Origin of the sequence: Marinobacter pelagius, from assembly GCF_003315345.1 — a bacterium.
In the GTDB taxonomy this organism is placed as follows: Bacteria; Pseudomonadota; Gammaproteobacteria; order Pseudomonadales; family Oleiphilaceae; genus Marinobacter; species Marinobacter pelagius_A.
In genome coordinates this window covers 167154-181313 of the sequence record NZ_QNRO01000006.1, presented here as the reverse complement: position 1 = coordinate 181313, position 14160 = coordinate 167154, and the positions used below count along the sequence as shown (strand labels likewise).

The 14160-nt window shown below is 59.7% G+C and carries 12 protein-coding genes; 5 read left to right on the top strand and 7 right to left on the bottom strand.

Translation table 11 applies throughout. The features are described from left to right. Positions 1-48: 48 nt before the first annotated feature. Positions 49-1068: a class I fructose-bisphosphate aldolase gene (locus DET50_RS07910; RefSeq protein ID WP_113862320.1), complete on the top strand. Its 1020-nt coding sequence runs from the start codon at positions 49-51 to the stop codon at positions 1066-1068. A 9-nt stretch (positions 1069-1077) separates the two neighbouring features. On the opposite strand, the gene DET50_RS07905 is transcribed toward DET50_RS07910, so the two are convergent. From DET50_RS07905 to DET50_RS07875, 7 genes are all read right to left on the bottom strand, one after another. Further along, complete coding sequence (locus DET50_RS07905; RefSeq protein WP_113862319.1) at positions 1078-2073, bottom strand: MBL fold metallo-hydrolase; 996 nt, start codon at positions 2071-2073, stop codon at positions 1078-1080. Between the two features lie 156 nt (positions 2074-2229). Further along, positions 2230-3207, bottom strand: a complete 978-nt coding sequence (locus tag DET50_RS07900) for a tRNA dihydrouridine synthase (protein ID WP_113862318.1) — start codon at positions 3205-3207, stop codon at positions 2230-2232. Between the two features lie 137 nt (positions 3208-3344). Beyond that, positions 3345-5516, bottom strand: a complete 2172-nt coding sequence (gene katG, locus DET50_RS07895; protein WP_113862317.1) for a catalase/peroxidase HPI — start codon at positions 5514-5516, stop codon at positions 3345-3347. A gap of 602 nt (positions 5517-6118) precedes the next feature. Beyond that, positions 6119-8011, bottom strand: a complete 1893-nt coding sequence (htpG, locus tag DET50_RS07890) for a molecular chaperone HtpG (protein WP_113862316.1) — start codon at positions 8009-8011, stop codon at positions 6119-6121. A gap of 224 nt (positions 8012-8235) precedes the next feature. Continuing rightward, positions 8236-8670, bottom strand: coding sequence for a PaaI family thioesterase (locus DET50_RS07885; RefSeq protein ID WP_113862315.1), 435 nt, complete (start codon positions 8668-8670; stop codon positions 8236-8238). Continuing rightward, the gene (locus DET50_RS07880) at positions 8667-9137 is read right to left on the bottom strand and encodes a PaaI family thioesterase (protein WP_113862314.1); all 471 of its coding nucleotides are present in this window, start codon (positions 9135-9137) and stop codon (positions 8667-8669) included. Before DET50_RS07880 ends, DET50_RS07885 begins: the two co-directional genes overlap by 4 nt. Before the next feature lie 18 nt (positions 9138-9155). Further along, positions 9156-9893 (bottom strand): DUF599 domain-containing protein, encoded by a 738-nt coding sequence (locus DET50_RS07875; protein ID WP_113862313.1) that lies wholly within the window; start codon positions 9891-9893, stop codon positions 9156-9158. Positions 9894-10055: 162 nt separating this feature from the next. Between DET50_RS07875 and DET50_RS07870 the strand changes: the two genes are divergently transcribed. The 4 genes from DET50_RS07870 (at position 10056) to DET50_RS07855 (ending at position 14160) form a co-directional block, all read left to right on the top strand. Beyond that, the gene (locus tag DET50_RS07870) at positions 10056-11330 is read left to right on the top strand and encodes a M48 family metalloprotease (protein ID WP_258546077.1); all 1275 of its coding nucleotides are present in this window, start codon (positions 10056-10058) and stop codon (positions 11328-11330) included. A gap of 172 nt (positions 11331-11502) precedes the next feature. After that, positions 11503-12048, top strand: coding sequence for a hypothetical protein (locus tag DET50_RS07865; RefSeq protein ID WP_113862311.1), 546 nt, complete (start codon positions 11503-11505; stop codon positions 12046-12048). Further along, positions 12049-13236, top strand: a complete 1188-nt coding sequence (locus tag DET50_RS07860) for an iron-containing alcohol dehydrogenase (RefSeq protein WP_113862310.1) — start codon at positions 12049-12051, stop codon at positions 13234-13236. A gap of 153 nt (positions 13237-13389) precedes the next feature. Continuing rightward, positions 13390-14160, top strand: a complete 771-nt coding sequence (locus DET50_RS07855) for a substrate-binding periplasmic protein (protein ID WP_113862309.1) — start codon at positions 13390-13392, stop codon at positions 14158-14160.

The window sequence follows — 14160 nt, the reverse complement described above, 5'->3', positions numbered from 1 at the left end:
CCCGAAACAATCCAAAGGACACCGGTGTTGCCGGTAAAGGAGAACGCAATGAGTATTCAGGAAGAGTTGACCGCAACCATCGCGGACCTGGTCCAGCCAGGTAAAGGCATCCTGGCCGCCGATGAGAGTTCACCCACCATCGCCAAGCGATTCAAGGCGGTGGGCGTGGAATCCACGGAAGGAAAGCGTCGGGAGTACCGGAGCATTATTTTCTCCACCCCTGACCTGGGCAAATACATCAGCGGCGTCATCCTGTATGAGGAAACCCTGGAGCAACTGAGCCTGGAAGATGTGGCCATGCCCAAGCTTCTGGCCAGCCAGGGCATTGTTCCGGGCATCAAGGTGGACAAGGGCAAGGGGCCGCTGGTCAACGCGCCGGGAGATGAGATCACCTATGGCCTGGATGGCCTGGAGTCCCGCCTGGAGGAATACAAGAAGCTGGGCGCCCGGTTCGCCAAGTGGCGGGATGTGTTCCACATCTCCGATACCCTGCCCTCACGGCAGGCGATCAAGGCCAACGCCGAGGTGCTGGCCCGCTACGCGGCGGTGTGCCAGTCCATGGGCATCGTGCCGATTGTCGAGCCGGAAGTGCTGATCGACGGCCACCACAGCATCGAGCGGGCCGGGGAAGTCAGCGAAGCGGTACTCCGGCAGGTGTTCAAGGCGCTGTACCGGCACCATGTGGACCTGGAAACCATGGTACTGAAACCCAGCATGGTCACCCCGGGCAAGGAATCCCCTTCGGCCAGCCCGGAACAGGTGGCAGAACACACACTGATGATTTTCCGGCGCGCGGTACCCGCGGCAGTGCCGGGGATCTTCTTCCTGTCAGGCGGCCAGACGCCGGCGGAGGCCACCGTCAATCTCAATGCCATCAACAGCATGGGTTACCATCCGTGGGAGCTGAGTTTCTCCTACGGACGTGCGCTGCAGGAGCCGGCCCAGCACGCCTGGGCAGGTGATCGGGCCAATGCCGACAAGGCCCAGGCTGCCCTGCACAAACGGGCCAGGCTCAATGGCCTGGCCCGCTCCGGTGATTACTCTCCCGAGATGGAGAATGAAGACTGAGGCGCTTGCCTAGTCGCAGATATCCACGCATTTGCCGTTGCCATTGAACGCCATGGTCCGGCCACTGAGCGGAATGTGCACGGGCACATTCACGGCATCCCGGAAGGCCGCCGTGCGAGTGCCCTCTTTCACTTTGCCGCCTTCGGTGGCCGGCTCATTGGCGTGGGACGGAATCACGGCCCTGGGTTTGATCAGGTCGTTGATAACGTATGCGGCTTCGGCCGGGCCGGTCGTGTAGGTATCCCCGATGTTCATCACCACCAGTTCAGCACCGTAATGGTCAGCCACCACCAGTTTCTGCTCGGCAGTAATGCCGGTATCACCGGACAGGTACACCACTAGCCCGTTGGAGAAGGTCAGCACATAACCGGTGGGCGGCCCGACACTCGCGGACACGCCGGCGGCTTTCAGGTGCTCGGCCAGCGGCCCGGTCAGGAAGGATGGCGACACGCCATTACTGTGAACCGCGGGTACTGTGGTGATCTTTACCCCACCCACTTCTTTGCTGGCACCGAAGCGAACCAGTTGGGATCTGGATTTGTCCGCGCCGGCGGCTTCGAGCTTGGCGGCAAAGAACGCCGGCATTTCACTGCCGGTGACGATGGTGGCCTGCTTCGCGACGGCGATATCCACGGTATTGGACTGCGGCAGGGTAACTACCGGAAACTCCGGTGAGCCGCACGCGCCCCGGTTCACCGCCTCGATGCGGCGATCACCCACGTGGTCACCGTGCATGTGCGACACCAGCACCACGTCGATGTCACCGAGCCGTGGATCGTCGGCGCCGGCCACGGTGCGACCGGCATCATAGAGAATGCGGGTGCCGTTGGGGTCCTCGAACACCATGGCGCGGTCCACCACACAGAACTCGCCGTCATGACTTCCCAGAGGCGTTACCTTCACCTGCCCGTCTCCCTGGGCCTGTGCCAACCCGGCTCCCGCCACGAACAGACCTGCACTTGCGGCGATACCCACAAGGGTCCGCCTGACTATCCCGTTACTCATGAGATCACGTCTCCTCTCCGTTCTTTGTTATTGGTCCGTGTTAGTACGGTCACATTGCCTGTTCGTACCAGTGTAGACCCGCAAACGGACCCGGAAGACGCAAAAAAGCCCCTCAGAAGGGGCTTTCGGGAATCAAGAGTGTAAAAAACGGCGCGTTCAGGCTGCCCGCTCTTTAAGGGCATCGGAGGGTACGGCCTGCTCCAGACACGCCAGCATGGGGGCGACCTCGCGGATCTTGCGGGCCTGTGGCCACAGGTACTCCGCCTCGGCAAAGCCCTGGCGCAGGAAGTTCAGCCATTGCTTGATGCGACCGGTAACGTACCGGTCCTCAAGCCGGGTCTGCAGCGCGGCAGCGTATTCCCGCACCAGTGCCACGGCTTCCAGCCAGGTCATCGGTGTGAAGGTGTCGCCCCGCTGGGAGGCCTTGATCTGAGCGGCCAGATCCGGACGGGCAATCAGCCCGCGACCGATCATCACGTCTTCACAGCCGGAGACTTTGCGGCAACGCCAGTAGTCGTCGACGGTCCATACCTCGCCGTTGGCAATCACATGGGCTTTGACCGCTTCCCGTACCCGCGCAATCTCCTCCCAGTAGGCCGGCGGCTTGTATCCGTCCACCTTGCTGCGGGCGTGAATCACGATCTCGGAGGCGCCGGCGGCTTCCAGGGCCTGACCACAGGCGACGCCCATGGAACGGTCGTCATAGCCCAGGCGCATCTTGGCGGTCACGGGGATTTCAGCCGGCACTGCTTTGCGCACGGCGACGGTGATTTCGTGCATCAGTTCCGGCTCACGCATCAGCACACAGCCGCCCTTGTGCTTGTTCACGGTCTTGGCCGGGCAGCCGAAGTTGATGTCCACCTGGGTCGCGCCCAGCTCGGCCGCTTTCATGCCGTGTCGGCCCATTTGTTCGGGGTCTGATCCGAGCAGCTGTACAGCCACCGGTGTGCCCACCTCGGTCGCGCAGTCTTGAAGCAGTTCCGGTGCGAATTTGTAGAAAATCCGGGGCGGCAGCATGCCGTGGGTCACGCGAATGAATTCGGTCACGCACCGGTCAATCCCGCCGACTTTGGTCAGGGTTTCTCGGATGGGTGCATCGACCAGCCCTTCCATCGGGGCAAGGATGATTCGCATGGAGGCTCCAGCGGTTTGACCAAGAGGGGTAAAGGTTATGGCTGATCAAAAATCAGGCGGAGCGGATTGTAAGGAATTCGGGGGGAACTTGGTAGCCGGGCATCCCGAAACAGGATGCCCGGCCGGTTACTACTGGCTTACTTCTTCACGTCGAAGCGGTCGTTGTTCATGACCTTGGCCCAGGCGGCAACGAAGTCCTTCACGAACTTCTCCTCGTTGTCGTCCTGAGCATATACCTCGGCGTAAGAGCGCAGGATGGAGTTGGAACCGAACACGAGATCAACACGGGTCGCGGTGAACTTGGTGTTGCCGCTCTTGCGATCCACGATGTTGTACGAGTTCTTGCCAGTGGGCTCCCAACGGTTTGCCATGTCGGTGAGGTTCACGAAGAAGTCGTTGGTCAGCTGGCCAACGCGGTCCGTGAACACACCGTGCCTGGTGCCGCCGTGGTTGGTGCCCAGCACCCGCATACCACCGAGCAGGACGGTCATTTCCGGCGCGGTCAGACCCATCAGCTGGGCGCGGTCCAGAAGCATCTCTTCCGGCTTGACCACGTACTCCTTCTTCTGCCAGTTGCGGAAACCATCCGCCAGCGGCTCCAGCGGCTCGAAGGACTCGGCATCGGTCATCTCATCCGTCGCATCGCCACGGCCCTTAAGGAAAGGTACGTGGACGTCATGGCCGGCAGCTTTGGCGGCCTTCTCGACGCCCAGGTTGCCACCGAGCACGATCACATCCGCGATGCTGGCGCCCGTGTCGGCAGAGATCTGCTCGTAGACCTTCAGCACCTTGGCCAGACGATCCGGCTCGTTTCCTTCCCAGTCTTTCTGCGGAGCCAGACGGATACGGGCACCGTTGGCACCGCCGCGCATGTCAGAACCGCGGTAGGTACGGGCGCTGTCCCAGGCGGTGCAGACCAGCTCATTGAGGCTCAGGCCGGCTTCTTCGATCTTCTCCTTGACGACTTCCTCGATGTAGTTGGTCTCGCCCTGGGGAATCGGATCCTGCCAGATCAGGTCTTCAGCGGGCACATCCGGACCAATGTAACGGGACTTCGGACCCATATCCCGGTGAGTCAGCTTGAACCAGGCGCGAGCGAAGCAGTCCTTGAAGTACTCCGGGTCCTTCATGAATTTTTCGCAAATCGGCCGGAAAGTCGGATGCATCTTCATGGCCATATCCGCGTCAGTCATGATCGGGTTATGGCGCTTGGACGGATCCGTCGCATCTACCGGCTTGTGCTCTTCCTTGATATCGATCGGCTCCCACTGGTTGGCACCGGCAGGGCTCTTCTTCAGCTCCCACTCATAGCCGAACAGCAACTCGAAGTAGCCCATATCGAATTGGGTCGGGTTGGTGGTCCAGGCACCTTCGATGCCTGATGTGATCGCATTGGCGGCCTTGCCACCCATGTTCGGGTTGTGCCAGCCAAGCCCTTGCTCGTGTACGTCGGCACCTTCCGGCTCCGGACCGAGGGCTTCTGCATCGCCGTTACCGTGCGTCTTACCAACGGTATGGCCGCCTGCAGTCAGGGCTGCGGTTTCTTCCGCATTCATGGCCATGCGGGCAAAGGTTTCAAGAACCTGGTCACCGCTCTTGATCGGATCAGACTGGCCGTTCACACCTTCCGGGTTCACATAGATCAGACCCATCTGTACGGCAGCCAGCGGGTTTTCCATGGTGTCGGGCTTGTCTACGTTCTCATAGCGGCTGTCGGACGGCGCCAGCCACTCTTTCTCAGCACCCCAGTAGATGTCTTTCTCCGGGTGCCAGATGTCCTCACGGCCGTAGGAGAAACCGAAGGTCTTGAAGCCCATGGATTCGTAGGCAATGTTGCCGGCCAGGATAAAGAGATCGGCCCAGCTCACCTTGTTGCCGTACTTCTTCTTGATCGGCCACAACAGGCGGCGCGCCTTGTCCAGGTTGCCGTTGTCAGGCCAGGAGTTCAGGGGCGCAAAACGCTGGTTGCCGGTACCACCACCACCGCGGCCGTCAGCCAGACGATAGGTGCCCGCTGCGTGCCATGCCAGACGGATCATTAGACCACCGTAGTGCCCCCAATCCGCAGGCCACCAGTCCTGGCTGTTGGTCATCAGCTCGTGCATGTCCTTTTCAAGAGCTTCGTAGTCGAGCTTTTTGACTTCTTCACGGTAATCGAAGTCTTCCCCCATCGGGTTCGTCTTGCGATCGTGCTGGTGCAGAATGTCCAGGTTCAGGGCTTCAGGCCACCAGTTGATATTGTCCTGCGCATGGGCTGTACTGCCTCCATGCATGACCGGGCACTTACCACCAGTATTGTTGTCTGTCATCTTACTCTCCTGTTTTTGCTGCATTGGCAAACGAGCGTTTTGTGATGGAAACATCACTCAATATAGTTCATTCACATTGTGCTGCTTGAATGTTTCCTACTGCTTCCATAGCGGGTTCCTATAGCCTTTCCGAACAGGCCTGACGGCCTGTTCGGGCCCTCTGTCTAGTGGGCAATGGCGTAGTTCCCGTAATAGTCCGCGAGAATTGAGAACGCGCCGAACCATGTTGCCGAAGGGGTGATTTTCCGAGCTGCCATGGGTGACTCCTTTCTTAACGAGAACGATTTCACCTTAGCCCGGGAGATTTGGAAGGGATAATTAATAAAAGATAAACTTTTGAGAGATTTTGTTTATGGGTGGTGAAGGCGGGGCTTGGTGAGATGAAGGTGGGTTCAGAAGAAGGCTTTCTTCTGACCCCAGGGATTCGGCACAGGTAGGGGTCTGAAGAACTCGTTCTTCTGACCCCATGTTCAAGTCCACTCCAATGAAAAAGGGGTCAGATGAAAGCTTTCATCTGACCCCGGTGTTTGCCCGCATGGCTTAAGGTTACGTCGGGGTCTGAAGAACTCGTTCTTCTGACCCCAACTTCACGTCCGTTTCCCTCAGTTAGCCAACTCCAGCAGCAGCCGGTTCAGTCGGCTCACATACGCGCCGGGATCCTTGAGCTGCTCGCCGCTGGCCAGGGTAGCCTGGTCGAACAACACGGCGGAGAGTTCGTTGAAACGCTCTTCACCCTTCTCGGTCTCCAGGCGCTGGACCAGCGGGTGGTCGACGTTGATTTCGAAGATCGGCTTGCTCTCCGGCACCTTCTGGCCGGCCGCTTCCATAATCTTCTTCATCTGGGCGCCCATGTCGAACTCACCGACCACCAGGCACGCGGGAGAATCGGTCAGGCGGTTGGTCACGCGCACTTCCTGAACCCGGTCGTCCAACGCCTTCTTGATACGCTCCACCAGGTCCTTGTGCTCCTCGGCGGCCTCTTCCTTGTGCTTTTTGTCCTCTTCAGTCTCGACTTCACCCAGGTCCAGGTCGCCGCGGGCAACGTCCTGGAACTGCTTGCCGTCATACTCGCTGAGGTAGCCCATCATCCACTCGTCGATGCGGTCGGACAGAATCAGCACCTCGATCCCCTTCTTGCGGAACACTTCCAGGTGCGGGCTGCTCTTGGCGGCGGCGAAGTTGTCGCCGGTGATGTAGAAGATCTTCTTCTGCCCGTCCTTCATCCGCTCGATGTACTCATCGAGGGAAACGTTCTGGGTAGCCTCGCCGGTATGGGTGGTAGCAAAACGCAACAAGCCTGCGATCTTCTCGCGGTTGCTGAAGTCCTCGGCCGGGCCTTCTTTCAGAACGGTACCGAACTCGTCCCAGAACGCCTGGTAGTCCTCCGGCTGCTTCTTGGCCAGCTTGGACAACATGTCCAGTACCCGCTTGGTCATGGCGGTGCGGATGCTGTCCACGGTGCTGTCGTTCTGGAGGATCTCCCGGGAGACGTTCAGTGACAGATCGTTGGAATCGATCACACCCTTGGTAAAGCGCAGGTACAGCGGCAGGAACTGCTCGGCGTCGTCCATGATGAACACCCGCTGCACGTACAGCTTCAAGCCACGGGGCGCTTCCCGGTTGTACAGGTCAAACGGCGCACGCTTCGGGATGTACAGCAGGCTGGTGTAATCCAGCTTGCCCTCGACCTTGTTGTGGGACCAGGTCAGCGGATCCTCGAAGTCGTGGGCGATGTGCTTGTAGAACTCCTTGTATTCCTCATCCTTGATCTCGGTACGCGGCAGAGTCCACAGGGCGGTGGCGTCGTTGACTGTCTCGTCCTCGCCCTTCTTGTCCTCTTCCTCGGATTCGGACTTCATCACCACCGGGAAGGAAATGTGGTCGGAGTATTTCTTCACCAGGCTGCGCAGTTTCCAGCCATCGGCGAATTCCTTGGCGTCGGATTTCAGGTGCAGAACGATCTGGGTGCCACGCTGCTCGCGGTTCACCTGCTCGATGGAAAACTCGCCGTCGCCCTTGGACTCCCAGTGCACACCTTCTTCGGCGGGCGCACCGGCACGGCGGGTAAACACGTCGACCTTGTCCGCCACGATGAAGGCGGAGTAGAAACCGACGCCAAACTGACCGATCAGCTTGCTGTCCTTCTTCTCGTCACCGGACAGCTGCTTAAGGAACTCGGCAGTACCGGACCTGGCGATGGTGCCCAGGTTGGAGATCACGTCATCCCGGGTCATGCCGATACCATTGTCCGTGAGGGTCACGGTGCCCGCATCCTTGTCGTAATCCAGACGGATCTTAAGTTCGGAATCGCCCTCGTACAGTTTGTCGTCCTTCAGGGCGGCAAAACGCAGCTTGTCCTCGGCATCCGAGGCGTTGGAAATCAACTCACGAAGGAAGATTTCTTTGTTCGAATACAGGGAGTGGATCATCAGGTTAAGCAGTTGCTTAACTTCTGTCTGAAACCCCAAAGTCTCTTTGTTTGCTTCAACCGTCATGGCTTTTGGTTCTCCTGCTGTCTTGGATCGGTGGAGCGGCACGGGCAGGAAGGCAGTTCCAAAACACGCTGTGAATACATCCCTGTACGCTCGGCTCCGCCATCCATGGCTCCGCACGGTTTTGGAACTGCCTTCCTGCCCATGCCACCCGACTGTCGTGTTAGGTCTGCAGGAAAAATGGGGCCACACCGGGGCATTTCAAGCCCCGGATTGGTCAGGCAGGATCAGTCTTCGAGAAGGAAATGCGCCCGGGCGGTAGCAATGGGCTCGGAACGGGATTTCTGCCAGGCCGTGACCATCACGTTGGCCACGCGGTTGCCCTGGCGGGTCAGCCGGCACTCGGCGAAGGTTTCCCGGTTCAGGCCGGCGCGCAGGTAGTCCAGGGAAAAATCCACGATGCGGGGCATGCGCAGGGATTCCCGGGACATGATCAGGTAGATGTTCGCGGACATCTCCATGAAGCCGCCGATCACCCCGCCGTGGATCGCCGGCAGGATCGGGTTGCCCAGGTTGGATTCCTTTTTCGGCAGCCGGAAGATAAGGTCGTCTCCGAAACGCTCGCACTGCAATCCAATCCAGGTGGCGTAGGGAATGCTTTCGAGCATGCGGGAGAAGTCCCCGGTTTCCTGGGTGTAACGGAGGATTTCCGGATCGGTCATTTGGCACCTCCGGCGATCAGGTCACGGTAGTGTTTGGGACTGGCCTCTTTGCCGATGCGCATGAAGGTGGCCACGCAATTGGCAATGGTTTCCCCGCCCTCCTGGTAGGCCTCACACCGGGTGAAGATGATATTGCGGGTCATCCGGTAGGTTTCCGCGCGGGCGTAGACCGGTTTGTGGGGATGCGCCGGACGCATGTAGTCCACCCGCAGGTCGAGGGTCGGGCACAATTCGAAATCTTCCAGGGCACAGAGAATCACGCAGCCGGAGGTGGTGTCCATCAGGGTGGTGATCGCGCCGCCGTGGATGACACCGGTATCCGGATTACCAATGATCCGGTCGCTGTAGGGCAGACACAGGGTCAGCGTGCCATCACCGGCGTCAGTGACTGACAGGCCCAGCTCGCGAGCCTGGTTCAGGGTTTCGATAAACCGGGTTACCCGGTCTATTCGGGTTTGATTATCCATTCAGGAGAATCCTGTTGATCAGTTGGTTTTGGTCTTTGGCTCCGCCTTGCCCGCTGCCGGCTCCTCGAACACTTTTCCGGAACGCAGCGCCTCGAGGGCATCGGAGCAGAATTCCCGGCGGTAGAGAACAACCACCACAACGGTGGAGGCCGCGATGAAGGCGATGGGGTGGAAGAACCAGGCAACCACCGCCAGCGCGTAGTAGAACGACCTCAGACCCAGGTTGAAGGCATCCCCGGCCATGTTACAGATGTTGCCGGCACTGCGTGCGAAGGCCTCCCGGGCTGCCGGGCTGGTCTTGGTGTCCTCGGCCAGGGGTGCACTGCCCACCATCACCGCGACGAAATTGTACATTCGCATGGACCAGGTGAATTTGAAAAAGGCATAAACAAATACCACCAGCAGCACCACCAGCCGCAATTCCCAGATCTCCCGGGTCGGCACCGCGCTGAAGGGCATGGCAGCGAATACTTCCATAGCCTCACTGGTGTAGCCGAGCGCGGTGATGATACCGGCCAGGATCAGCAGACAGCTGGAGGCGAAGAAAGCGCCGTTACGTTCCAGATTGCCCACCACCGAGGTGTCGGACATGCGATTCCCGCGCCTCAGCATCACCCGCATCCAATCCTCCCGATACAAATCCAGGGTGTTCGACAGACAGGGCCGGTCAGACGCCCTGCGCTTGGAATACTGGGTGTAGCCAACCCAGCAGATGAAGAACCAGAGCAACGAGGCAAGCTCGAGCAGATTGTTCATGTAAGGCCTTAGTCGGGAATTGGCAGCTTGGAAAGGAATCAGCCACCTATAATACGCCAAGACATGGCGCCTCTCCAGAAAACGGGCGTTTTCAGGCTCACCCAACCGTGCAATCATGTAGAAAACCAATATCCGCCAGGCACCCAGGTACAGGAGGTAACCGTGCGTCTTTCCATATCCCGATTCGGGCTGGTGTTTCTTGCCCTCGCTTTCGTTGCAGGGTGTTCCGTTAACCCCGTCACCGGCGAGAAGCAGCTTTCCCTGATCCCAGAGAGCCAGGAACTGGCCATCGGTGCGGAACAGTACGTCCCGACCCAGCAGACCCAGGGTGGCCGGTTCTACATCGATCCGGAGCTGAATCTCTATGTCAGTGAGGTGGGCCGAAAACTGGCACAGGTAAGCGACCGCCCGGACCTGCCCTACGAGTTCGTGGTGCTGAACAATAGCGTGCCCAATGCCTGGGCCCTGCCCGGAGGCAAAATTGCCGTCAACCGTGGCCTGCTCACCAAACTGGACGACGAAGCTCAGCTGGCCTCGGTGCTGGGCCACGAGATTGTTCACGCCGCCGCCCGCCACAGCGTCCAGCGTATGCAGCAGGCCCAGCTAATCAGCCTCGGCGTGGCCGGACTTGGGTTTGCACTTTCCGATAACGAGTGGGCAGGCCTGGTCATGGGCGGCGCGGCGCTCGGTGCGCAACTGGCCCTGGCACAATACAGTCAGGGGGATGAGCTGGAGTCGGACCACTACGGCATCAATTACATGAAGGAAGCCGGCTACGATCCCCAGGCCGCGGTGGAACTGCAGGAGCTGTTTCTGGAAATGAGTGAAGGCCGTGACCAGGGCTTCATCCAGGGCTTGTTCGCCACGCACCCGCCTTCGGCGAAGCGTGTAGCGGAGAACCGGGAACTGGTCAGCAACATCGGCGCCGGCGGTTATCGGGGCGCTGATGTCTACCAGCGCAAGCTGGCTAAACTGAGGGAGCTGCAGCCTGCCTATGACGCCCATGACGAGGCCCTGAAACTGGCTTCGAACAAGAACTACGACGCTGCCCTCGGCAAGATCAACGAGGCGATCCGCATCCTGCCCCGGGAGGCCATGTTCTATTCCCTGAGAGGGCGCATTTACCAGCAACAGAAGCAAATGCAGAAGGCCGAGGCGGATTTCGAGAAGGCGGTCTCCCTGTACCCGGAGATGTTCGAGTACCAGCTGCGAACCGGCCTGAACGCCCTGGCCCTGAACAAGCTCGACAAGGCAAGGACTCACCTGACCAAGGCCAACAAAGTGGTGCCCACATCCATCGGCTACCTGCGCATGGGCGATGTCGCCGTCAAGCAGAACCGCCGGGACGAGGCCGTGGCCTATTACAGCCAGGCCGCCAAGGCCGGCGGCGATGTGGGCGCGGAAGCCCAGCGCAAGCTGGCCGCACTCACCCAGTAGCCACCTCTCCCCTCCCCCAGCCAAGCCGGGAACCGCGACAGCGTCCCGGCTTTTTTTGTTGTGCAATCTTCTGTTGCCCCAGCGACGGCAAATCTTCGTCACTGCCTGCATTGACTTTTAGAGCATTAACTCTAAAAATCAGGGTACAAACAACAGACAATGGACGACGGCCATGTTGCTCAAACGAATCCAGCCAATGGCGTTCCAGGCGCGCCGACTCTACGTGGACATAATGTTCCAGGTGATGGGGCGGGCCTTGCAGGCAGTCAGTGAAGTGGACGAGACCGTGCAGAATGAAGCCCGGGCGCTTCCGCAAGGACTGCTGTTCGAGATGATGGTGATGCCCGAGGGACCGCGCCTGATCGTGGAGCACATCGGGGACGGCCATTTCCACTACCACGGCCAGTCCGCGCCGCGACCGGTGGACCTGTCCATCCAGTTCAAGCACATCGCCCATGCCTTCCTGGTGCTGTCCTTCCAGGAAAAAACCTCGGAGGCGTTTGCCAACGACCGCATGCTGGTCGATGGTGATGTCAGCTATGCGGTGCGAATGACCCGTGTTCTCAACCGGCTGGAGACGTTCATCCTCCCCAAACTGATTGCCAAGCGGGCGGTGAAGGAGTACCCCGCCAACCTGCATCTTCCGGAAAAGCTGATCAGTGCTGCCCGCATCTACCTGAAGGTTGCCACCAATTTTGTCGAGACAGTGAGACCCTAAATGAGCCAAAAATATTACGAGTTCTTCTGCCCGGTCAAAGTCATTGCCGGCAAGGCTGCCCTCGAGCACATTCCCTACGAACTGACTGGACTGGCGGCGAAGCGGCCGATGATCGTAACCGACAAGGGCGTTCGCGCCGCCGGTCTGCTGGACCCGGTGATTGCCGCCTGCGAGGAGAGCGGCCTGGAGATTGTCAGCATCTACGACGACGTGCCGCCGGATTCATCCACCTCCGTCGTCCGTGACATCGCCGGCATTTACCGGCAGGAAAAATGCGATGCCATCATTGCCGTGGGCGGCGGATCGGCTATCGATACCGGCAAGGCCGTCAACATCCTGGTGTCCGAGGGCGGTGACGACATTGCCAAATACAGCGGCGCCGGCATCCTCAAGCATCCCCTGAAGCCGTTCTTCGTGGTACCAACCACGGCAGGCACCGGCTCCGAGGTCACGGCCGTGGCGGTGATTACCGACGAGAAGAAAGGCGTGAAGCTGCCCTTCACCTCCTCGTTCCTGCTGCCCAACGCCGCCATCATCGACCCGCGGATGACCCTGACGCTGCCGCCGCACATCACCGCGGCAACCGCCATGGATGCGATGACCCACGCCACCGAGGCGTTCACCTGCATGGCGAAGAATCCACTCAGCGATGCCTATGCCACGGCGGCCATCAAGAAGATCAGCCAGTCGCTGCTGAATGTGATGGATAACCCCAAGGACGCCCAAGGGCGACTGGAGCTGGCCCAGGCCTCGACCATGGCCGGCATTGCCTTCTCCAACTCCATGGTTGGGCTGGTGCACTCTCTGGGCCACGCCACCGGGGCGATCTGCCACCTTCCCCATGGCCTGTGCATGAGCCTGTACCTGCCCTACGTGCTGGAGTACAACCTGGAGTCGATCCGGGAGCCTCTGGGTGAGTTGCTGCTGTATCTCGAGGGCCCCGAAGTCTACTCGGCCACTCCTGCAGCACGTCGTGCGGAAGCCACCATCTCCGCCCTCCGCAAGCTGCGGGACCAGCTCTACAAGCGCTGTCAGCTGCCCCGCACCCTGAAGGAAACCGGCAAGGTGCAGGAAAGCCAGCTGGACCACATTGCCGAGATGGCTCTGGATGATGGCTCGATCATGTTCAACCCGAAGGAAGTCACTCTGGAAGATGCCCGGTCGGTCCTGCGCCGGGCCTGGGCCTGAGCGACGGGCCTTCGGGCCCGTTTGATCCAGCGCAAAAGAAAGAACCGGAATAATTGAAATCGGCCGTCATTACGGTAACAATTGCACGGCAAGCTGGCAGGGAGGTAGCCGGATTACCCTGAGTAACGTTCACGACGCCATCAGAGTCCAAACATGACAGACCGCAAGACCTCCTCCCTGGCCCTGGCCTCCCTGTTCCTTTTGTCCACGGCCATCCTGTTCCCGGCAACCGCCAGCGCAACCTCCGAAAAACAGACATTACTTTTCAACGTTTCCCCGAACGGATATCCACCCTACCTCATCGTTGAGAATCGTGAGCCCTCGGGCATCATGTGGGATGTCATGTCGCTGATTACAGACCGGCTCGGCTATGACCTGATTGCGAAGAAGATTCCCCGTAAACGGGTAGACCAGATGCTTCTTGAGGGTTACATCGATGCCACGCCCCGGGCCCGGGAATGGACTGATGAACCGGAAAAGTTCCTGTTCACCGATGCCGTGGTGGCCATCGAGGAAGTCTTCTTCATTCCGGAAGCATCGGAGCTGACATACCGAACCCCGGAGGACCTGTTCTCCAAAACCATCGTGACCCACCTCGGTTACATCTACCCGACCCTGGAGTCCTACTTCGAGTCCGGCAAGATTCGACGTTTCGACGTTGCCCGGGATCGGGACATGTTCTTTTACGTGCTGCACGGGAACCGTTTCGACGCCGCCGTCGCCGACCGGCTTGTCGGGCAGTGGTTCCTGAGGAACGAAGGCCTGCGGGAGCAGTTCCGCACTTCCGCAGAAAGCATCAGTACCTTCGGGTTCCGGATCATGCTGCGCAAGGACTGGCAGGACTTCGCCAAGGCATTCAACCGAGAACTGGCCAGGATTCGCGAGAATGGCGAACTCGATGCCATCCTCGAGAATTACCGTTGA